Raw genomic sequence first — 20,874 nt, 5'->3', positions numbered from 1 at the left:
CAATAGAGGCGCCGAGCTCTTTCAGGAGGAACTGGGTGTCCGATTTTAGGGGCGCTTCGCGCCCCAACGCGGGGCAAGCCCGCTCGCCACACCAAGTTCGCTCGCCACAACAAGCCAGCTCACACGATGAAATCGCATCGGGCCTTAGATCGAGACAAAAAAGAAACTCGCGATCAATGCCATGCCCAATGCCCAGACCAGCGAACGCAGCATCGCCCAGTCTGCCAGGTAGCAAATGATGTACAGCAGCCGACTGGTGATAAACAGCACCGCCAGCACATTGATGGTCACCAGTGATGCCGTGCCGGCCAAGTGCGCAATGATCACTGCCGCCGCAAATGCCGGCGTCACTTCAAAGCTGTTGAGTTGCGCACTGTGAGCGCGTTTGGCGAACCCATCGAGGGTGTCCAGGAAAGCCCGAGGGTCATGGTTCTGCCGAGGCCCGAACTTGCCGCCGCTGAACTTGGCCACACCCGTGCACAGATAAGGCAGGAAAATTGCGATCAACACACACCAGAAAGCCACCGTCATCACCGATTCCTTTTGTAGTTTTTAGCCAGCGGTTAGAGTTTTAGCACTAAAAATGCCACACCGCACTTAACCGCTATGAACCGCGCCACCGCCAAAGGTTCTACCGGCCTTTTGCCCTATGGCCTGCAACATCCCGCCGCTGCTGCGGTCCATCCACCCATTAACCAACGCTCACTTCACCTTCCAAGGACCCCGGATGCTTGAACTTGTCGCCGCCTTCATTTGCCTCACTACCCTGCTCACGTATGTGAACTTCCGTTTTATAGGCCTGCCGCCCACCATCGGCGTGATGGTCACTGCCCTGCTGTTCTCACTGATCCTGCAAGGCCTGAGCTTCATCGGCTACCCAGGCCTGGAGGAGCGTATTCAGCAATTGATCGGCCAGATCGACTTTGGCGATCTGCTGATGAACTGGATGCTTTCGTTCCTGCTGTTCGCCGGCGCCTTGCACGTCAACCTGAATGACTTGCGCAGTTATCGCTGGCCCATCGGCCTGTTGGCAACCTTCGGCGTGTTGATTGCCACCGTGGTCATCGGCAGCCTGGCGTTCTACATCTTTGCCCTGTTCGGCTGGCACGTGAGCTTCCTCTACTGCCTGCTGTTCGGCGCGCTGATCTCGCCCACCGACCCGATTGCGGTGTTGGGCGTGCTGCGAACGGCCAACGCATCGAAACCGCTGAAAACCACCATTGTCGGCGAGTCGCTGTTCAATGACGGCACGGCGGTTGTGGTGTTTACCGTGCTGCTGGGCATCGCGCAGTTGGGTGAAACGCCAACCGTCGGCGCCACGGCCATGCTGTTCGCCCATGAAGCGATTGGCGGGGTGGTGTTCGGCGGGCTGATCGGCTACCTGGTGTACTTGATGATCAAAAGCATCGAGCAGCACCAGATTGAAGTAATGCTGACCTTGGCGCTGGTGATCGGCGGCTCGGCGTTGGCCACCGAGCTGCACGTCTCGGCACCGATTGCGATGGTGGTTGCCGGCCTGATCATCGGCAACCTGGGCCGCAAGCTGGCGATGAACGACATGACACGACGCTACCTGGACGGTTTCTGGGAATTGCTCGATGACATGCTCAACGCGCTCCTGTTCGCGTTGATCGGCATGGAGCTGTTGCTGTTGCCGTTCAACTGGCTGCACGTATTGGCAGCCAGTTTGCTGGCGGTGGCGATCCTGCTTTCACGCCTGCTGACCGTGGCCCCGGCGATCCTGTTGCTGCGCCGCTGGCGCACCGTACCGCGCGGCACTATCCGCATCCTTACCTGGGGCGGCTTGCGTGGCGGGGTGTCGGTGGCACTGGCATTGGCCTTGCCGTTGGGGCCGGAGCGTGACTTGTTGCTGAGCATCACCTACATCGTGGTGCTGTCGTCGATCCTGCTGCAGGGTTTGAGCATCGGCAAGCTGGTCAAACACGTGACCAAAGATGAACCGGCTCCGCAGACCGATACCCACTGATGGACGCGGGCGGCGAGCTGACTTCGCCGCCCGCATTACGGTCAGAGGGTCTGCACGATGATCTGGCTTTTCAGGTCATTGAACATCGCCTCGATCATCGGCTGCATCGCCTTGAACTACGCAGGGCTGCACACCGCTTCGGGATGACTGAACGCCAGGGTGCGAAAAACCAGTACGGTGTTGCCGCTGCGCTCGTAACGGGCGTCGTAGGTAACATCCGCGCCCTTATGCGAAACGGCCTTGGGCACCTTGAGTATTCTTTTCGATGGTCACCGAGCGATCCGCCGCATCGTCCCTGGCCTGCGCCATGCCGAACACGCCCAGCGCCACGGTCAGCGCGCACCCTCAAAAAAGGGGAAACCCGCATTAAGATCCTTCTTTCATGAATGGCAAAGCCGCGCAGCGACTTTGCCATTCATTTATGACGAATCGGCTTACCGCTCCTTGTTGACCTGCTGGGGATGGCGCGGGTCTGCGGTCTCGCCCGGCAGACTGTTTTCGCTGCGAATCTGTGCGTGGCTGATCAGCGCAAAGATGAAACTGCCGCCGATGATGTTGCCCGCCAGCGTCGGCCCGGCGAACACCAGCCAAAAATCCTTCCACGGCAGTTCGCCCGCAAACACCAGGTACGAGACTTCCGCCGAACCGACGACGATATGGGTGAAGTCACCCAGCGCCATCAGGTAGGTGATCAGGATGATGATGAACATTTTCGCGCTTTCCATGGACGGGATCATCCACACCATGGTGGCGATCATCCAGCCGGAAATAATGCCCTTGGCGAACATCTGACCGGTGTCGTTTTCCATGACTTTGCGACCGATTTCGAGGAAGGCCATGTCAGTCTTGGTGTCGAAGATCGGCAAATGCAGCATCACATACGCCACCAGCAAGGTGCCGCACAGGTTGCCCACCAGCACCACTGCCCACAGGCGCAGCAATCGTGCGGCGTTGGCCAGGGTTGGCTTGCTCATCACCGGCAGCACGGCCGTCAGGGTGTTTTCGGTAAACAACTGCTGACGGGCGAGGATCACCGCCAGGAAACCTGCGCAGTACCCGAAACTGGCGATCACTTTGAACCCTTCGCCGTCCGGTAGCCGCGAATTGAGCAGACCCATGCCCATCAACGACAGGCCCATGGTCAGGCCGGCGGCCAGCGCCGACCACCACAATGCGGCCACGGTGCGTTCCAGTTCCTGGTCGCCCTGGGTGCGGATGATTTCATGCAGAACCGCCGCGCGGGGCGGCTGATTCTTGTCGACGTCGTGCTGTTCTTCCTGCGACAGGTTAGGGGTCTTGCCGTCTGCTTGCGTAGCCATGGTGATACCTGAACGGGGGGCGTTGTTCAGGTACGACCTTTGACCTATCAATAGCGTTCACTGGCCAGCGACAGGATTAGTCCTTGATGCCGTCTTCCTGGAACTGGTCCTTCACGTACTTGATCTCTGTGCGACCGTGGGGCGCCGGCAAGCCGTCTTCGCCGAGGTTGACGAAGACCATTTTTTCTACGGTCAGGATGCTTTTGCGCGTGATCTTGTTGCGCACTTCGCAGGTCAGGGTGATCGAGGTGCGGCCAAACTCGGTGGCGGTGATGCCCAGCTCGATGATGTCGCCCTGGCGCGAGGCGCTGACGAAGTTGATTTCGGAGATGTACTTGGTCACCACCCGCTGGTTGCCCAATTGCACAATCGCGTAGATGGCCGCTTCTTCGTCGATCCAGCGCAGCAGGCTGCCGCCGAACAGGGTGCCGTTGGGGTTGAGGTCTTCGGGTTTTACCCATTTGCGGGTGTGGAAGTTCATGTTCACTCCAAAGCGCGTTGCGAAATGATGGGCAACATCATGGCAGAGCCCGGGCCCAAGCTCTATGAGCCATTGCCTATCAAGCCCATGAGCGATCTTCATATGCCCGACAGAAAGGCTTGGGAAGTCTGGCGCACACAGCTATAATCGCCACCGCTTCAAAACGGTCATCTGTAATTGATACCGTTCTCCCGCCACCTGTCCGAGGGGCGCTGCAGCAGGCTCGACCTGTCAGGCTCGGATGGGGCGTTGTCAGGCCTGGTTTATCGGGTTTGATACTAAACGCACAACGGCGCCCATTCGCACACTACGAATGGAGGCTCTTCATGAGCGCTGTAATCTCGCCTGCAGGTTTTACCGACTACAAAGTCGCCGACATGTCCCTCGCTGCCTGGGGCCGTCGCGAAACCTTTATCGCCGAATCCGAAATGCCTGCCCTGATGGGTCTGCGTCGCAAATACGCCGCTGAGCAACCGCTCAAAGGCGCGAAGATTCTCGGCTGCATCCACATGACCATTCAGACTGCCGTGCTGATCGAAACCCTGGTTGCCCTGGGCGCCGAAGTGCGTTGGTCGTCCTGCAACATTTTCTCGACTCAAGACCAGGCCGCTGCTGCTATCGCTGCTGCCGGCATCGCGGTTTATGCCTGGAAAGGCGAAACCGAAGAAGAGTACGAGTGGTGCCTGGAGCAAACCATCCTCAAAGATGGCAAGCCATGGGACGCCAACATGATCCTCGACGACGGCGGCGACCTGACTGAGCTGCTGCACAAGAAATACCCGCAGATCCTCGACCGCGTCCACGGCGTGACCGAAGAAACCACCACCGGCGTGCACCGCCTGCTGGACATGCTGGCCAAGGGCGAGCTGAAAATCCCGGCCATCAACGTCAACGACTCGGTGACCAAGAGCAAGAACGACAACAAGTACGGCTGCCGTCACAGCCTGAACGATGCCATCAAGCGCGGCACCGACCACCTGCTGTCGGGCAAGCAAGCCCTGGTGATCGGCTACGGCGACGTGGGCAAGGGTTCGTCCCAGTCCCTGCGTCAGGAAGGCATGATCGTTAAAGTCTCCGAAGTTGACCCGATCTGCGCCATGCAAGCGTGCATGGACGGTTTCGAAGTGGTTTCGCCGTTCATCAACGGCCAGAACGACGGCACCGAAGCGAGCATCGACAAGGCCCTGCTGGGCAAGATCGACCTGATCGTGACCACCACCGGTAACGTGAACGTGTGCGACGCGAACATGCTCAAAGCCCTGAAAAAGCGCGCTGTGGTGTGCAACATCGGTCACTTTGACAACGAAATCGACACCGCTTTCATGCGCAAGAACTGGGCATGGGAAGAAGTGAAGCCGCAGGTACACAAGGTTCACCGTACCGGCGCCGGTGACTTCGACCCGCAGAACGACGACTACCTGATCCTGCTGGCCGAAGGCCGCCTGGTTAACCTGGGCAACGCCACTGGCCACCCAAGCCGCATCATGGACGGCTCGTTCGCCAACCAGGTACTGGCGCAGATCTTCCTGTTCGGCCAGAAGTACGCCGACCTGTCGCCAGCCCAGAAAGCCGAGCGCCTGACCGTGGAAGTACTGCCCAAAAAACTCGACGAAGAAGTGGCCCTGGAAATGGTCCGCGGCTTCGGCGGCGTGGTGACTCAACTGACCAAGACCCAGGCCGACTACATCGGCGTGACGGTTGAAGGTCCGTTCAAGCCGCACGCTTACCGCTACTGATATGCCTGCTGCCCGCTCCCCCTGTGGAGCGGGCTTCTAATGTGGGAGGGGGCTTGCCCCCGATAGCGGAATGTCAGTTAACAACTATGTCGACTGATACATCGTCATCGGGGGCAAGCCCCCTCCCACATTGACGGTGTACATCTCCCGGTTTTATGAGTTTCCAAGGGTATTACCATGTCCCAAGACCGTCGCTACAGCTTCGAGTTCTTCCCGACCAAGACCGACGCTGGGCATGAAAAACTGATGGCGACTGCCAAGCAGTTGGCCAGCTACAACCCCGACTTCTTCTCCTGCACCTACGGCGCCGGCGGTTCGACCCGTGATCGCACGATCAACACCGTGTTGCAGCTGGAAAGCGAAGTCAAAGTTCCCGCCGCTCCGCACTTGTCGTGCGTGGGCGACAGCAAAGCCGACCTGCGCGGCCTGCTGACCCAGTACAAGCAAGCCGGCATCAAGCGCATCGTCGCCTTGCGTGGCGATTTGCCGTCCGGCATGGGCATGGCCAGCGGTGAGCTGCGCTACGCCAATGACCTGGTGAGTTTCATCCGTGAAGAAAGCGGCGATCACTTCCATATCGAAGTGGCGGCGTACCCGGAGATGCATCCCCAGGCACGCAATTTCGAAGACGATCTGCGGAACTTCGTTCGCAAGGCCAACGCCGGTGCCGACAGCGCGATCACCCAGTACTTCTTCAACGCCGACAGCTACTTCTACTTCGTCGAGCGTGTACGGGCCATGGGTGTGAACATCCCGATCGTGCCGGGCATCATGCCGATCACCAACTACAGCAAGCTGGCGCGTTTCTCCGACGCTTGCGGCGCTGAGATTCCGCGCTGGGTGCGCAAGCAACTGGAAGCCTACGGCGACGACGTCAAAAGCATCCAGGCGTTTGGCGAGCAGGTCATCACCCAGATGTGCGAACAACTGCTGCAAGGTGGCGCGCCAGGGTTGCACTTCTACACCCTGAACCAGGCCGAGCCGAGCCTGGCCATCTGGAACAACCTCAAGCTGCCACGCTGAGGCTTGCTCCGTGACTCAAAGGCCCTCGTCAATACGAGGGCCTTTTTGTTTTAAATGCGCTACATCAACGTGGCCGCGAATGCGTGTGCCAGCGCTTCTCTTTAGCGCAAGAGCGTCGTAACCTCAGGGCATGCCTGTCATTCTCAAGTTGTTGACTGCTGTGTTTTTTACTTGCCTGAGCCTCACCGCTTTCGGTGAGAAACTGCGCATTGTCACCGAGCCCTGGGCCCCCTACGTCTACGACGACAAGGGCAGCATGCGCGGGCTGGATTACGAAACCACGGTAACCGTGTTCCAACGCCTGGGCGTGGACGTGCAATGGCAATTCCTGCCCTGGAAGCGCTGCCTGGCGATGCTCGACCAGGGCAATGCCGATGGCGCGCTGGACATCTTTCACAGCCATGAGCGCGACGCCTTGCTGCTTTACCCCAGCGAGCCGCTGTCGGATGTCGAGTTCGTGCTGTTCTACGCCAACGACCGCCCTCATCCGGCCGAAACCCTCGATGATCTGCGCGGGCTCACAATCGGTACATCCCCGGGCTACCTCTACGGCGAAGATTTCAGCGAGTCGACCTTGTTCAACCGCGAGCCGGCGCCCAGCCATGAGGCCAACTTCGGCAAGCTGTCGCTGGGGCGCATCGATCTGGTCATTACGGACCGCCGAGTGGGCCAGCATGTGATCAAGGCCATGGGCCTGGAAGGCAAGGTCAGCCAGGCGCCCGTGGTGGTCAGCCGCCAGCCGCAGTTTCTCGCGGTGCGCCGTGGCGCCGGCATGGATTTGCTGGTGCAGCGCTTCGCCGCCGAGCTCAAGCGCTTCAAACAAGAGCCGGCTTACGCCGCCTTGAGCGCAAAATACGGTGGAATCCAGGCCATTACGGCCTCTGAACACACCGTTGAGCAGCAGGAAAGCAGCGCGCCGTGATTGCTCTGTTATACTCCGGCCTTTCCGCCAGGCTCACGCCCGGCCGCTGAGGTCTTGAAAAAGGCACCTAACCCAGCTACTGCGCAGCTTTCAGCCCGCGCGAGCCGGTGGAGTGCCCGCCAGACGCAGCAGGACCGGACGGGGTTGCGCTCCCCTAAGCGCCATTCACGCCCGGCAAGATTATCCCTTTGGGCCAAGCCCTAACTAAAACAGGATTACTCATGTCCTTTGCTTCCCTCGGTCTCTCCGAGGCTTTAGTCCGCGCCATCGAGGCAGCGGGCTATACCGAGCCTACTCCGGTGCAACAGCGGGCCATTCCCGCCGTGTTGCAAGGTCGCGACCTGATGGTTGCGGCTCAGACAGGTACTGGTAAAACCGGTGGTTTCGCCCTCCCGATTCTGGAGCGCTTGTTCCCCAACGGTCACCCGGACAAATCCCAGCGTCACGGCCCGCGCCAACCGCGCGTACTGGTCCTGACCCCTACCCGCGAACTCGCCGCCCAAGTGCACGACAGCTTCAAGCTGTATGCCCGCGACTTGAAGTTCGTCAGCGCCTGCATCTTCGGCGGTGTCGGCATGAACCCACAGGTTCAGGCCATGTCCCGCGGTGTTGACGTGCTGGTCGCCTGCCCGGGTCGTTTGCTCGACCTGTGCGGCCAAGGCAGCGTTGACTTGTCCCACGTGGAAATCCTCGTGCTGGACGAAGCCGACCGCATGCTCGACATGGGCTTTGTCCATGACGTGAAAAAGGTCCTCGCCCGCCTGCCGGCCAAACGTCAGAACCTGCTGTTCTCGGCAACGTTCTCCCAGGACATCACCGCCCTGGCCGGCAAGCTGCTGCACAACCCGGAACGCATCGAAGTCACGCCGCCGAACACCACGGTCGAGCGGATCGAGCAACGCGTATTCCGCCTGGCTGCCAGCCACAAGCGTGCGCTGCTGGCCCACCTGATCACCGCCGGCGCCTGGGAACAAGTGCTGGTGTTTACCCGCACCAAGCACGGCGCCAACCGCCTGGCCGAGTACCTGGACAAGCACGGCCTTACCGCCGTCGCCATCCACGGCAACAAGAGCCAGAACGCGCGCACCAAAGCCCTGGCCGATTTCAAGGCCGGTGAAGTGCGCATCCTGGTCGCCACCGACATCGCCGCGCGCGGCCTGGATATCGACCAGTTGCCGCACGTGGTCAACTTCGAGCTGCCAAACGTCGACGAAGACTATGTGCACCGTATCGGCCGTACTGGCCGTGCCGGTCGCTCGGGCGAGGCCATTTCGCTGGTCGCCCCGGACGAAGAAAAACTGCTGAAAAGCATCGAGCGCATGACCAAGCAGAAAATCGCCGACGGCGACCTGATGGGCTTCGATGCCAGCGCCGTAGAGGCTGAAAAGCCTGAAGTGCGCGAGCGTCCGGATGTGCGTAACCCACGCAACCCGCGCGGTCCGAAGGGCGATGGCCCGAACGGCGGCGGTGGTGGCGGTGGCCGTCGCGACAAGGGCAAGGACAAGGGCGGCAAGGAAAAAGCGCCCACCAACGGCCGTGGCGAACGCCCAGCCCGTGAGCAAAAGCCCCGTGAAGGCACCCCGGCCCGCGAACAGCGCCAGCCAAGCCAGCCGCCACGCGCCGCCGCCGACCGCGCCCCGGACGAGTTCCTCGACGACGACGTGGATAACTTCGGTAACCGCGTCGACTACGTGCCTCAGGCCAAACCGGCCCAGGGCCGTGGCCGTCGTCCAGGTGCACCGGCACAGGGTGCAGGCGCAGGCGCTCCACGTGGCGGCCAGCCGCAGGGCGGCCGTCAGAATGGTCCGCGCAACAGCAGCGGCGGCACCACCGGCACGCCGCCTGCCAAACGCAGCGGCCCGCGCAATGGCGCACCGCGTGACGGTCAAGCCCGTCGCGAAGACTCGCGCAGCAACAACCGCCGCCCGTCCCGTGACGACCAGCCACGCTCGTCCGAACCTGCCGTGCAGAACCCGCGCGGTGGCCCGGCGCCGAAAATCATCCACAAGGAGTCGAAGGCTGACCGCTTCCCGACACCCGAGCAGTTGGATCAACTGCCAGGCCGTCCTCGTGGTGAAAAACCCGCGTTGCTGACCCGCAACCGCTGATTTTCAACGCGCCATAAAAAATGCCCCGCATCCAAAGATGCGGGGCATTTTTGTGTGCGAGGCGAAAATTACTTCGCTTTCACACCTTCAAACGTCACGTACAACTCAACCGAGTTGGACGCTGGGCCCAGGTCCATCTGCTTGCCGAAGTCCTGGCGATTGATGGTGGTGGTGCCTTCGAAGCCGGCACGGTAGCCGCCCCATGGATCCTTGCCTTCACCCAGGAACGTGGCCTTGACCACCACTGGCTTGGTCACGCCCAGCAGGGTCAGGTCGCCGGCTACGTCAGCAGTGACTTTGCCATCAGCATTCTTGCCGGTTGGCGTGACCTTGGTGGACACGAACTTGGCGTCGGCAAACTTGGCAACGTCCAGGAAGTCTTTGCTGGCGATGTGCTTGTCACGTTCGGCGTGGTTGGTGAACACGCTGGCGGTGCGCACGTTCACTTCGATCTTGGCATCTTCAGGCTTGGCAGCGTCGAAGCTGAACTTGCCGTCCAGGTCCTTGAAGGTACCGGTGATGTAGCTGTAGCCCAAGTGGCTGATCTTGAAGTCGACGAAGGCGTGCTGGCCTTCTTTGTCGATCACGTAGTCAGCGGCCATCGCTGAACCGGCGGACAGCAGAGCAGAACCGATTGCCAGAGCGGCGAGTGTCTTTTTCAACATGCTTTCTATTCCTTGTGAGTCGAGGTTGAACATCAGGCTTTGCGCCCCAGCATTCGCAGGAGGGTCGCATCACGATCGATAAAGTGGTGTTTCAATGCAGCCACGCCGTGCAAACCGGCAAAGACCACCAACACCCAGGCAAGGTACAAGTGCACCACACCGGCTGTGTCTGCCTGGTCCGGTAGCCCGGAAACCACGGCAGGAATCTCAAACAGGCCAAACACCGGGATACCGACACCGTCTGCGGTGGAAATCAGGTAACCGGCAATCATCACGGCAAACAGCCCGAGATACAGGAACGCATGGCCAAACGCAGCACCCAAACGGGTCAAACGACTGTAGCTGGCCAGCGGCGGCGGTGGCGGGCTGACCAAACGCCAGACGATGCGCACGAGCATGATGGCGAACAGCGTGATGCCGATGCTCTTGTGCAGGTCGGGCGCGTCTTTGCGCCAGGCGCTGTAGTAGTCGAGACCGACCATCCACAGGCCCAGCGCGAACAACCCAAACACCACCAGGGCCACGCCCCAGTGCAAAACCATGCTGACCCAACCATAGCGGGCCGGTGAATTACGTAGCTGCATGTCCCAAATCCCGTAAGAACTGTGCCCAAGACTAGCGATTTACCTATCGAATTAAAGCGGAAAATTTCGCTTTGAAATATCGAGAAATACGATCAAGAGGTTATGCACAGTACGTTAACAATGGATTAAGGACTATTCCTGAGAAACGTGACAGACCGTCCCGCGTTTACTGCCAATTCATCCGTAATGGGTTGTGACACCGCCTGGCATTGCATAGGCTTGCGCGATTGTTACGCCTGCGCCGGCCGCAGGACCGCTTCGAGGAGATAACCGATGGGCTTGAATAACCAGTGGATGCAACGCGACCTCGCGGTGCTCTGGCATCCCTGCACCCAAATGAAAGACCACCAGCAACTGCCGCTGATCCCGATCAAGCGCGGTGAAGGCGTGTGGCTGGAAGACTTCGAAGGCAAGCGCTACCTCGATGCGGTCAGTTCCTGGTGGGTCAACGTATTCGGGCACGCCAACCCGCGCATCAACCAGCGCATCAAGGATCAGGTCGACCAACTGGAACACGTGATCCTCGCCGGGTTCAGCCACCAGCCGGTGATCGAGCTGTCCGAACGCCTGGTCAAAATGACGCCCGAAGGCCTGACCCGCTGCTTCTACGCCGATAACGGTTCGTCGTGCATCGAAGTCGCGCTGAAGATGAGCTTTCACTACTGGCTCAACCGCGGCCTGCCGAACAAAAAGCGCTTCGTGACCCTCACCAACAGCTACCACGGCGAAACCATCGCCGCGATGTCGGTGGGCGATGTGCCGTTGTTTACCGAGACCTACAAGGCCTTGCTGCTGGACACCATCAAGGTGCCGAGCCCGGACTGCTACCTTCGCCCCGAAGGCATGAGCTGGGAAGAACATTCCCGGAACATGTTCCTGGCCATGGAACAGACCCTCGCCGAAAACCACGCCAGCGTGGCCGCCGTGATCGTCGAACCGCTGATCCAGGGCGCCGGCGGCATGCGCATGTACCATCCGGTGTACCTCAAGCTGCTGCGCGAGGCCTGTGACCGCTACGGCGTGCACCTGATCCACGACGAAATCGCCGTGGGCTTCGGCCGTACCGGCACGATGTTCGCCTGTGAACAGGCCGGCATCCGTCCGGACTTCCTGTGCCTGTCCAAGGCCCTCACCGGCGGCTACCTGCCGTTGGCCGCCGTGGTCACCACCGACGACGTCTACGACGCCTTCTACGACGACTACCCGACCCTGCGCGCCTTCCTGCACTCCCACAGCTACACCGGCAACCCGCTGGCCTGCGCGGCGGCCCTGGCGACCCTGGATATTTTCGAAGAAGACAACGTCATCGAAAACAACAAGGCGCTGGCCCAGCGCATGGCCACCGCCACCGCGCACCTGGCGGACCACCCGCACGTGTCCGAAGTGCGCCAGACCGGCATGGTGCTGGCCATCGAGATGGTCCAGGACAAAGCCACCAAGACCGCCTACCCGTGGCAGGAACGCCGTGGCCTGAAAGTCTTCGAACATGCCCTGGAGCGCGGCGCGCTGTTGCGGCCGTTGGGCAGCGTGGTGTATTTCCTGCCGCCGTATGTGATCACACCGGAGCAGATCGACTTTTTGGCGCAAGTGGCCAGTGAAGGCATCGATATCGCCACCAACGATAAAGTCAGCGTTGCGGTGCCGAAAGACTTCCACCCAGGCTTCCGTGATCCGGGCTGATAGCACCTACTTAAATTTTCCAGAGAACAGAAATGAGACTGTCCCGCTTTTTCACCGACACCCCGCTGAGCCTCGGCGAACACGAACTGCCCGAAGCCCAGGCCCACTACATCAGCCGTGTATTGCGCATGGGCGAAGGCGATGCCGTGCAACTGTTCGACGGCTCCGGCCAGGAGTTTTTGGGCACGTTGCTGGAGGTCGGTAAAAAACGCGTCAGCGTGCAGCTCACGCAAAGCTTCGCAGGCCAGAGCGAATCGCCGCTGCACATTCACCTCGGCCAGGGCCTGTCCCGGGGCGAGCGTATGGACTGGGCGATTCAGAAAGCCACGGAGCTGGGCGTGAATGAAATCACGCCGATTTTCAGCGACCGCTGCGAAGTGCGCCTCAAGGACGAGCGCGCCGACAAACGCCTGCTGCACTGGCGCCAGGTGGCGATCAGCGCATGCGAGCAATGCGGGCGTTCGACGGTGCCGGTGATTCATCCGCCGCTGCTGCTGGCCGACTGGTTAAAGCAGGCCGAGGCGGAGTTGAAGCTGGTGCTGCACCCGGTGGCCGCGCCGATGATCAGCCATGCCAAGCCTGCCAGCCTGGCGTTTTTGATCGGGCCTGAAGGTGGCTTGACCGATAACGAAGTCGACACCGCCCAAAGCGCCGGCTTCCACGCCGCCCGCCTCGGCCCGCGCGTGCTGCGCACTGAGACGGCGCCAGTGGTGGCGCTGGCCGTCGCCCAGCAACTGTGGGGCGACTTCTAACCCCGCTGTGCAAACCCAAACCCAATGTGGGAGCGGGCTTGCTCGCGAAGGCAGTGTGTCAGTTGATAAATAGGCTGACTGATCCACCGCATTCGCGAGCAAGCCCGCTCCCACATTTTGGATTGGGTTGTCAGTCCACCGGGTCACTGACCGGCCTGGCAATAATCGCCTTCAACTCAGCCGTCATCGGGAACTCCAGGTTCAAGCCCTTGGGCGGGATCGGCTGTTCAAACCAGCGCTGGTAGATCCCGTTGATTTCCCCGGAGCGGTAAAGGTCAGCCAGCGTCTCGTTGACCACCGCCAGAAACTGCGGGTCGTCCTTGCGCACCATGCAGCTGTAGATCTCCCGCGACTGCTCCTTGCCCACCACCACCCAGCGGTGCGGATCGCGGGCCTTGGCGCGCTCGCCGTAGAGCAGCGCATCGTCCATGTAAAACGCCGCCGCGCGGCCGGTCTCGAGCATCTTGAAGGCTTCGCCGTGGTCGTTGGCACTGATCACCGACAGGTTGCTTTTGTGTTCGGCGTTGTAGTGCTTGAGGTACCGCTCATTGGTGGTGCCGGCGGTGGTCACCACGTTCTTGCCCTTGAGGTCGTCAAACCCGTTGATGCCGCTGTCCCTGGCGGTCAGCAACTGGCCCTTCACGTAGATAAACCCGTACGAAAACGCCACTTGTTTCTGGCGCTCGGCGGTCACCCCGGTGGAGCCGCATTCCAGGTCCACAGTGCCGTTCTGCACCAGCGGGATGCGGGTCTGGGACGTCACCAGGGTGTACTTCACGCCAAGGTTGGGCACGCCGGTTTTCTGCTGGATGCGCTCGACGATCTTGCTCGCCAACTCCACTGAATAACCCATGGGTTGGCCGCTGTGGTCACCTACGTAGGAAAACGGCACAGACGCATCGCGATAACCCAGCGTGATGGACTTGGCGCTGGCGATCTTGCCCAACGTGCCGTCCAGAGGTGCTTCAGTCGCCTGAACCTGAGCGCCCAACAAAAGCCCCAGGGTGCAGCCGGTCAACAGGATTTTTTTCATTGTTATCCTCCGTTGGTGGTGTGACGAATCAAGCCGCGCGGGGCGCCAGGCCCTGCATATCAATGGAAGGCGCAAGCTGGCCGATCAGCTCGGCCAGCAGTTGGCCACTGCCACAGGCCAAGGTAAAGCCGAGCGCACCGTGGCCCAGGTTCAGCCACAGATTGCGATAAGCACTCGCGCCAATCAGCGGCACACCGGTCGGCGTGGCCGGGCGCATACCGGCCCATTCGACGGCGTGGGCGTAATCGCCGCCATGGGGAAACGTCTCCAACGCGTGGCGTTTGATCAGCGCCAGGCGCTTGGGCTCAAGGCGGGCGTCAAAGCCGACAATGTCGACCATCGCGGCCACACGCAGCTGCTCGCCGATCCGCGCGTAGACGATCTTGCGGTCGTAGTCGGTGATGCTCACATTCGGCGCCCGGTGCTGCACGCCAATCGGCACGCTCAGGCTGTAGCCTTTGAGCGGATACAGCGCAAGGGCCAGGCCCGGCAACGCTAACTCGGCGCTGCGATGCCCGGCAGCGATTACAAGCTGGTCGACCGGCATCGTTTCATCGCCTAAATCGATGGCCTGCACCGCACCGTCGCCGTGACGTAGCCCCGTAACCTTGCGGCCAAGCAAAAAGGAACAGCGCCCGGAGGCCTCAAGCCGCGCGGCCAGTCGTTGGCAGAAGGCATGGCAATCTGCGACCTCTTCATTTGGCGTGTAAATACCGCCGACAAAGCCATCCCCCACAAGCGCCGGCTCCAGGCGCGCGCAATCGGCGGCCGACAGCACCTGTTGTTGCAGAAAATCGGTGACCTTGCTGCGCGCAAGCTCAAAGGTGCCGGTACTGCGAAAGGTCACCAGCTTGCCGTTGCGCCGCCAATCGAAGCCGTCCAGTCGATCATCCTCGCGCCATTGCTGCAAAGTGGCCTGGCTCAAAGACGCCAGGCGCAGCAGGTGAGCGGCGTTACGCTTGTTCACCGAACCCCGGCAGGCGCCCAGAAAGGACGCCATCCAGCGCCATTGTCGGGGATCGAGACGCGGGCGCAGGGTCAACGGCGAGTCCCCACGCAGCAGCCAGCCCAGCGCTTGCAGGGGCACGCCGGCGTCGGCCAGCGGCGCGACATAGCGGTAAGACAGTTGCCCACCGTTGGCAAAACTGGTTTCGCTGCCCAGGCTGTCGCGCGCGTCGATCACCGTGACTTCATGGCCTGCGCGCACCAAAGCGTATGCACTCGCCAGACCGATGACACCGCCGCCGATGATGCAAACCCGCTTGGCCATTCCCCTCACCCGCACTTGAGTTAACAGGCCTCAAGCCTAGGGGCAGGTGACAGGCCACCGACAATGAATAAAGATGGCTCACCTATAAACAAAGGTTATGGACGTGCCATGCGCTTGCGTCATATCGAAATCTTCCAGGCCATCCGCCAGACCGGCTCCGTCAGCGCCGCCGCGCAGTTGCTGCATGTCTCGCAACCGGCGGTGACCAAGGTATTGCAGCATGCCGAGCTGCAACTGGGCTTCCCGCTGTTTCTGCGCGTGCGCGGCAAACTGCAGCCCACCCCGGAAGCCCTGGCGCTGGAAAGCGAAGTCGAGAAGGTCACCGAGAGCCTGCAAGGTGTGCGACGGCTGGCCAAGAGCTTGCGCCGCGAGCCGGGCCAGAGTGTGCGCATCGGTGCGATCCCTGCCCTGGCATTGTCACTGCTACCGCCTTCGATTCTGGAGTGGAAGCGCGCCTACCCGGACATCGCCTGCGAGCTGTCCAGCGACCATAGCCGGGAGCTGGTGCAGAAGCTGTTGATGCGTGAGATCGACCTGGCGCTGACGCTTAACTTCTCCGGCCATCCGGGTTTGACCACGCAAGTGTTGGCCAATGGGGGGCTGGTGGCGCTGGCTTCCAAGGGTTACTGGCCTGAGGCCCAAATGAGCAAACCGTTGCCACTGACTGACCTGGCGGGTGCGCCGTTGATTGGCCTGTCCAGTGCCGACCCCTTGGCGGCAAAGCTCGACAGCTACCTGGAAAATGTCGACCCGCCGCCACGAGTGACCATTTCTGTCCAGACCTATTCCCTGGCCCGGGCCATGGTGGAGTCCGGCGCCGGCCTGACCGTGATCGATCCCTTCACCGCCCTCGGCGCATCGACGGCCACCACCTGCATCCGCACGCTCACCCCGCCGCTGCCGATCACCCTGTACGCGCTGACCCGCGCCGATGAACCGCCGCCGCATATGCTGGCGAACCTGCTGCAGATTTTCGGCAAGCGCGCGTGTGAACTGCTGGAACGCTTGTGAGAGCACCATACAACCAATGTGGGAGCGGGCTTGCTCGCGAAGGCGGTGGGTCAGTCAGCTCATGTGTCACTGACAACCCGCCTTCGCGAGCAAGCCCGCTCCCACAGTTTTTGACCGCATCGGCTTTTAAAGCACGTAATGCATGATCGCCACAAAGTGCAGCAGGCTGCCGCCGATCACGAACAAGTGCCAGATCCCATGGGAGTGGCGCAGGCGATCTTCCAGGGCAAAAAAGATAATCCCGACGGTGTACAACACTCCGCCCGAGGCCAGCCATACAAACCCCGCCGTGCCCAGCGCAGCAATCAGCGGCTTGACCGCCACCAGCACGATCCAGCCCATCACCGCGTAAATCACAATCGACAGAATGCGCGCCTCGGAGCGCGGCTTGATCTCTTGCAGGATGCCGATCACCGCCAGCCCCCACACGATTCCAAACAGTGTCCAACCCCACGGCCCGCGCAGCGTTACCAGGCAAAACGGCGTGTAGCTGCCGGCGATCAACAGGTAGATCGAAAAGTGGTCGACCTTCTGCATGATCTCTTTTCGTCGCCCGCGCACGCTGTGGTACACGGTGGACGCGCTGTACAGCACCAGCAGCGTAAAACCATAAATCGCCACGCTGACGATCTTCCAGGGGCTGCCGTCCAGGCTTGCCACCACCAACATCCACACTGCGCCAACAAAAGCTGCTACGGCCCCGACCAAATGGCTCCAGGCGTTAAATCGTTCCCCGTGATACATGTGTCACTCACCTCGAATAACCGTTCCCACCTTGAGCATTCTGACGCCACCCTACCGATATCAGGTAACACCCTTTCTTCATTTGCCCAAATACACACGTCCATAGATGATTCGCTTCATCCTGTGGGAGCAGGCAAGCCGGCTCCCACGTAAAAGCGTCCTATCGGTAATTGCCATGCCCGAGCTAGAACCCGCCCCACCTCATCCCAGCCTATGGCAGCTGTTTTACAATTTTGCCATGGTCGGCCTGTTCGGCTTTGGCGGCGTGATGCCCTGGGCGCGGCAAATGATGGTCGACCGGCGCCGCTGGGTCAGTGAGCAAAGCTTCAATGAGCTGCTGACCACCGGCCAGTTCTTCCCCGGCCCCAATATCGCCAACGTCGGCATCATCTACGGCCGGCGCCTGCATGGCTTGCCCGGTGCGGTTGTGACCGTGTGCGGGCTGTACCTGTTCCCCTCGTTGATCACCGTGCTCGCCGGATTTGCCTATGCCAAGTGGTGGAGCCACGACGTGGTGCAGCAGATCTTCGGCGCGGTGATGCCGATTGCCACGGGTTTGATGCTCGGCACCACGCTGCGCCTGCTCAAGGCCATGCCTCGCACGCTCGCCAACTACAGCGCCTTCGTGTTGACCTTCGTATTGATGGCTGTCTTCGTGTTGCCGCTGTGGATGGTCTTGCTGATCTGCATTCCCAGCTCCCTGGCCTTGAGCTTTATCGGTTCGAACAAGGTGGCCGGCTGATGCAAACCGTGCTGTTGCACCTGATGATCCAATGCGCGCTGTGGTCGCTGATGGCGATTGGCGGCAACACGGTGGCCATCGGCGATATCCATCGCTACACCGTGGTCGATATGCACTGGATCACCGACGCGCAATTTGTCGCCTTCTTCGCCTTGTCCCAGGCGCTACCGGGGCCCAACGGCATGTTCCTGGTGTTTATCGGCCAGCAGGCGGCGGGCTTGCCTGGCGCGCTGGTGGCGTTATTGGCCAAGCTGGTGCCCTGTTCGGTGCTGGCTTACCTGGGCGCCGGCTGGCTGGAACGGCACACCCGAACGCCGTGGGTGCAACGGGTTAAACGCAGCCTGCTGCCGATCTCCATCGGCCTGATCCTCGCCTCAACCTACATCCTGATGAACAGCCTGGAAAACAACGCGACCAGCCTGGTGCTGACCCTGGCCAGCGCCGCCGTGGTGTATTACACGCGGCTCAACGCGATCTGGCTGATCATCGGCGGCGTGCTGCTGGGCCTGGGCAGTGCATGGCTGGGAGTGAACTGCTTTTAGAGGCACAATCGACCGCATTCGACTAAGAGCCACGGCCATGCTGATCGACGAAGAATTCACCCTCAAGAAGCTCGAGATCTTCCTGGCGTTCATGCGCACCGGCAACCTGGCCCGCGCCGCCGCCGAGTTGCAAACCAGCAACGTCAGCGTGCACCGCGCCATCCACTCGCTGGAAAACGCGCTGCGCTGCCCGCTTTTCAAACACGAAGGGCGCAACCTCACCCCGCTGGAAAGCGCGTACGTGCTGGAGGAGCGCGCGCAAAAGCTGGTGGCCGACGTGGTCGACAGCGTGCGCCTGACTCGCGAAGCCGCGGGTTTCTCGGCTGAGCGCTTCAAGCTCGGCTCGCTGTATTCGCTGACGGTCAAAACTGTACCGCAGCTGATCATGGGCCTGAAAATCAGGCGCAGCGAACTCAATATCGACCTGATCCTGGGCTCCAACTTCGACCTGCTCTACAAGCTCAAGAACATGGAAGTGGACGCGATCCTGATCTCCCTCGACGAACGCGCCAACGACCCGGACTGCGAACAGATCGCGCTGTTCACCGACGACATCTTCCTCGCCACCCCGGCCGACTCACCCTTGGACCGCGAGCAGGAAATCGACCTGGCCGATGTGCGCGACGCGACCTTCATCACCCTCACCCAAGGCTTCGCCACGCACCAGGACGGCAACCGGGTGTTCAACCAGGCGGGGTTTGAGCCGAAGGTGGCGATGCAGGTCAATGACATCTTCACGCTGTTGAGCATGGTCAGTTCGGGCGTGGGTTATGCCCTGCTGCCGGGGCGGATTGCGGCGGTGTATGAGAACCGCGTGAAGCTGATACCGCTGCAACCCAGGTATCGGTTGCAGCAGCACATTGGTGTGGTGTTTTTAAAGGCCAAGGAGCGCGACCCGAATTTGCTGGCGTTGCTGGCAGAGTGTCGGATGTATGCCAATCGGCAGCCTTGAGACCGCCATCGCAGGCAAGCCAGCTCCCACAGTTGACTGTATTCACACATCAACATGTGGGAGCGGGCTTGCCCGCGATGAGGCCCTCAAAACCAACAGCAATTAGCCGACTAAACCGCGCACGATGAAGTACAGCAACGACGGCCCAAGCAAACACCCAAGCCCGGTATGGAAAGTGGCAGTCAGCGCGCCATACGGCACCAACCGCCGATCTGTCGCCGCCAGCCCCGCCGTCACCCCACTCACCGTACCGGCCAGCCCACCAAACACCATCGCCGAGCGCGGGTTATCCAGGCCCATCCAGCGCGCCGCCACGGGCGTGCCGACCATCACCAGAATCGCCTTGATCAGCCCTGTCGCAATCGACAGCGCCATCACATCCGAGGTCGCGCCAATCGCCGCACCGGTCACAGGGCCAACGATGTAAGTCACGGCGCCCGCGCCGATGGTGGTCATGCTGATCGCATCGCGATACCCAAACGCCCAGGCCATGCTCGCGCCAACGATGAACGGCAGGATGGTGCCCAGCAGCAACGCAATCACACCGATCAGCCCGGCTTTGCGCGCCTCAGTGGCCTGCACTTCAAACGCGGTGGCAACAATGGCGAAATCGCGCAGCATCGCGCCGCCCATCAAGCCGATGCCGGAGAACAGCGCCATGTCCGCCAGGCCTTTTTGCCCGCCGGTGAGTGTGCCGCCGACCCAGGCCAACACCAGCCCGATCACGATGGCAATCGCCGAGCCATGAATGCGCCCGAACGTCAGGCGCTTGGACAGCACCACGGAAACCCACATCACCACACCGACGAAGGCAAACGCGGTGACCAGGCTGTTATTTTCCAAACCTTTTTCAATCAGAGGCCACATATCAGCGACCTCCCGCAGCAGCGATCAGCGGCTCTTCGGCGGGCAAGGGTTCACCCTTGTGCGTGCGGCTGATCAGAGCAATGGTGCAACCGCAGACCACCACCGAACCGATGGCGGCCAGCACAGCGACCGGGCCGCCGTGCAGCGCGGTCACCACGTTTTGTTGCGCGGCCATCGCCACCACCACCGGAATGTACATGGCGCCCCAAAAGCCCACGCCCATTTCGCAGTCCTTGGTCATGCCACCGTGTTTTTGCATCCACAAGCGCGCGCAGATCAACAGGATCATGGCGATCCCGACGCCGCCCACATTGGATTTGACGCCCAGCAACACACCGAGCATGTCGCCGAGGATCACTCCCGCCAACATGCAGATCGCCAGCAAGGCCACACCATAAATAATCATCGTTGTTGTCCTCAAAGTGCTTCATCGAAATTGTTGTTTTTGTGCTTCGA

22 protein-coding genes and 1 riboswitch are annotated in these 20,874 nt (G+C 61.0%); of the genes, 11 read left to right on the top strand and 11 right to left on the bottom strand.

What is annotated here, in order from left to right; all coding sequences use genetic code 11:
* Positions 1–144: 144 nt before the first annotated feature.
* Complete coding sequence (locus tag ACM530_RS12040) at positions 145–531, bottom strand: MAPEG family protein (protein WP_106575634.1); 387 nt, start codon at positions 529–531, stop codon at positions 145–147.
* A 196-nt stretch (positions 532–727) separates the two neighbouring features.
* On the opposite strand from ACM530_RS12040, the gene ACM530_RS12035 reads away from it, so the two are divergent.
* Positions 728–1,987: a cation:proton antiporter gene (locus tag ACM530_RS12035; protein ID WP_242199849.1), complete on the top strand. Its 1,260-nt coding sequence runs from the start codon at positions 728–730 to the stop codon at positions 1,985–1,987.
* A 116-nt stretch (positions 1,988–2,103) separates the two neighbouring features.
* Here the strand turns inward: ACM530_RS12035 and ACM530_RS12030 are convergent, their stop codons facing one another.
* From ACM530_RS12030 to ACM530_RS12020, 3 genes are all read right to left on the bottom strand, one after another.
* Complete coding sequence (locus ACM530_RS12030) at positions 2,104–2,235, bottom strand: hypothetical protein (protein ID WP_277933699.1); 132 nt, start codon at positions 2,233–2,235, stop codon at positions 2,104–2,106.
* 186 nt (positions 2,236–2,421) lie between these two features.
* Entirely contained in the window at positions 2,422–3,306 is an 885-nt protein-coding gene (locus tag ACM530_RS12025; protein ID WP_145157649.1) for a formate/nitrite transporter family protein, read from the bottom strand.
* Between the two features lie 76 nt (positions 3,307–3,382).
* Positions 3,383–3,787 carry an acyl-CoA thioesterase gene (locus tag ACM530_RS12020; protein WP_064454506.1) on the bottom strand — a complete coding sequence of 135 codons (405 nt, stop codon included), beginning with the start codon at positions 3,785–3,787 and terminating at the stop codon, positions 3,383–3,385.
* 198 nt (positions 3,788–3,985) lie between these two features.
* Positions 3,986–4,092: riboswitch (S-adenosyl-L-homocysteine riboswitch) on the top strand.
* Between the two features lie 21 nt (positions 4,093–4,113).
* Here ACM530_RS12020 and ahcY point away from each other — a divergent pair.
* From ahcY to ACM530_RS12000, 4 genes are all read left to right on the top strand, one after another.
* The gene (gene ahcY, locus ACM530_RS12015; protein ID WP_145157652.1) at positions 4,114–5,523 is read left to right on the top strand and encodes an adenosylhomocysteinase; all 1,410 of its coding nucleotides are present in this window, start codon (positions 4,114–4,116) and stop codon (positions 5,521–5,523) included.
* A 177-nt stretch (positions 5,524–5,700) separates the two neighbouring features.
* Entirely contained in the window at positions 5,701–6,546 is an 846-nt protein-coding gene (gene metF, locus ACM530_RS12010; protein WP_145157656.1) for a methylenetetrahydrofolate reductase [NAD(P)H], read from the top strand.
* 130 nt (positions 6,547–6,676) lie between these two features.
* Positions 6,677–7,468, top strand: coding sequence for a substrate-binding periplasmic protein (locus tag ACM530_RS12005; protein ID WP_416364837.1), 792 nt, complete (start codon positions 6,677–6,679; stop codon positions 7,466–7,468).
* Between the two features lie 221 nt (positions 7,469–7,689).
* Positions 7,690–9,576, top strand: coding sequence for a DEAD/DEAH box helicase (locus tag ACM530_RS12000; protein ID WP_416364836.1), 1,887 nt, complete (start codon positions 7,690–7,692; stop codon positions 9,574–9,576).
* Between the two features lie 68 nt (positions 9,577–9,644).
* Here ACM530_RS12000 and ACM530_RS11995 read toward each other — a convergent pair whose 3' ends face one another.
* Both ACM530_RS11995 and ACM530_RS11990 read right to left on the bottom strand, forming a co-directional pair.
* Complete coding sequence (locus ACM530_RS11995) at positions 9,645–10,241, bottom strand: YceI family protein (RefSeq protein WP_106575642.1); 597 nt, start codon at positions 10,239–10,241, stop codon at positions 9,645–9,647.
* Between the two features lie 32 nt (positions 10,242–10,273).
* Positions 10,274–10,825, bottom strand: coding sequence for a cytochrome b (locus ACM530_RS11990; protein ID WP_106575643.1), 552 nt, complete (start codon positions 10,823–10,825; stop codon positions 10,274–10,276).
* Between the two features lie 273 nt (positions 10,826–11,098).
* Here ACM530_RS11990 and ACM530_RS11985 point away from each other — a divergent pair, with 273 nt between their 5' ends.
* Both ACM530_RS11985 and ACM530_RS11980 read left to right on the top strand, forming a co-directional pair.
* Complete coding sequence (locus ACM530_RS11985) at positions 11,099–12,505, top strand: adenosylmethionine--8-amino-7-oxononanoate transaminase (protein WP_262206954.1); 1,407 nt, start codon at positions 11,099–11,101, stop codon at positions 12,503–12,505.
* A gap of 32 nt (positions 12,506–12,537) precedes the next feature.
* Positions 12,538–13,257 carry a 16S rRNA (uracil(1498)-N(3))-methyltransferase gene (locus ACM530_RS11980; RefSeq protein WP_145157669.1) on the top strand — a complete coding sequence of 240 codons (720 nt, stop codon included), beginning with the start codon at positions 12,538–12,540 and terminating at the stop codon, positions 13,255–13,257.
* 130 nt (positions 13,258–13,387) lie between these two features.
* Here the strand turns inward: ACM530_RS11980 and ACM530_RS11975 are convergent, their stop codons facing one another.
* Together ACM530_RS11975 and ACM530_RS11970 are read right to left on the bottom strand one after the other, a co-directional pair.
* The gene (locus tag ACM530_RS11975) at positions 13,388–14,290 is read right to left on the bottom strand and encodes a transporter substrate-binding domain-containing protein (RefSeq protein WP_416364835.1); all 903 of its coding nucleotides are present in this window, start codon (positions 14,288–14,290) and stop codon (positions 13,388–13,390) included.
* Between the two features lie 28 nt (positions 14,291–14,318).
* Complete coding sequence (locus ACM530_RS11970; RefSeq protein WP_416364834.1) at positions 14,319–15,560, bottom strand: D-amino acid dehydrogenase; 1,242 nt, start codon at positions 15,558–15,560, stop codon at positions 14,319–14,321.
* Positions 15,561–15,668: 108 nt separating this feature from the next.
* On the opposite strand from ACM530_RS11970, the gene ACM530_RS11965 reads away from it, so the two are divergent.
* On the top strand, positions 15,669–16,571 hold the full coding sequence (locus ACM530_RS11965) for a LysR family transcriptional regulator (protein ID WP_242199844.1): 903 nt from the start codon (positions 15,669–15,671) through the stop codon (positions 16,569–16,571).
* 126 nt (positions 16,572–16,697) lie between these two features.
* On the opposite strand, the gene trhA is transcribed toward ACM530_RS11965, so the two are convergent.
* Positions 16,698–17,315: a PAQR family membrane homeostasis protein TrhA gene (gene trhA / locus ACM530_RS11960; RefSeq protein WP_124418644.1), complete on the bottom strand. Its 618-nt coding sequence runs from the start codon at positions 17,313–17,315 to the stop codon at positions 16,698–16,700.
* A 175-nt stretch (positions 17,316–17,490) separates the two neighbouring features.
* Between trhA and ACM530_RS11955 the strand changes: the two genes are divergently transcribed.
* The 3 genes from ACM530_RS11955 to ACM530_RS11945 are packed head-to-tail and all read left to right on the top strand — an operon-like array spanning position 17,491 to position 19,551.
* Positions 17,491–18,057 carry a chromate transporter gene (locus tag ACM530_RS11955; protein WP_106575650.1) on the top strand — a complete coding sequence of 189 codons (567 nt, stop codon included), beginning with the start codon at positions 17,491–17,493 and terminating at the stop codon, positions 18,055–18,057.
* Entirely contained in the window at positions 18,057–18,599 is a 543-nt protein-coding gene (locus tag ACM530_RS11950; protein WP_145157682.1) for a chromate transporter, read from the top strand. Before ACM530_RS11955 ends, ACM530_RS11950 begins: the two co-directional genes overlap by 1 nt.
* 37 nt (positions 18,600–18,636) lie before the next feature.
* The gene (locus ACM530_RS11945; protein ID WP_242199842.1) at positions 18,637–19,551 is read left to right on the top strand and encodes a LysR substrate-binding domain-containing protein; all 915 of its coding nucleotides are present in this window, start codon (positions 18,637–18,639) and stop codon (positions 19,549–19,551) included.
* A gap of 102 nt (positions 19,552–19,653) precedes the next feature.
* Here ACM530_RS11945 and madM read toward each other — a convergent pair whose 3' ends face one another.
* Positions 19,654–20,418 (bottom strand): malonate transporter subunit MadM, encoded by a 765-nt coding sequence (madM, locus tag ACM530_RS11940; protein ID WP_145157686.1) that lies wholly within the window; start codon positions 20,416–20,418, stop codon positions 19,654–19,656.
* A gap of 1 nt (position 20,419) precedes the next feature.
* Positions 20,420–20,824 carry a malonate transporter subunit MadL gene (madL, locus tag ACM530_RS11935; protein ID WP_106575654.1) on the bottom strand — a complete coding sequence of 135 codons (405 nt, stop codon included), beginning with the start codon at positions 20,822–20,824 and terminating at the stop codon, positions 20,420–20,422.
* Positions 20,825–20,874 lie beyond the last annotated feature (50 nt).

The organism is Pseudomonas sp. NFX183, from assembly GCF_047943075.1.
Lineage (GTDB): Bacteria > Pseudomonadota > Gammaproteobacteria > Pseudomonadales > Pseudomonadaceae > Aquipseudomonas.
Note: the sequence above shows the minus strand (reverse complement) of the source record. Positions and strands in the feature narration are given on the sequence as shown.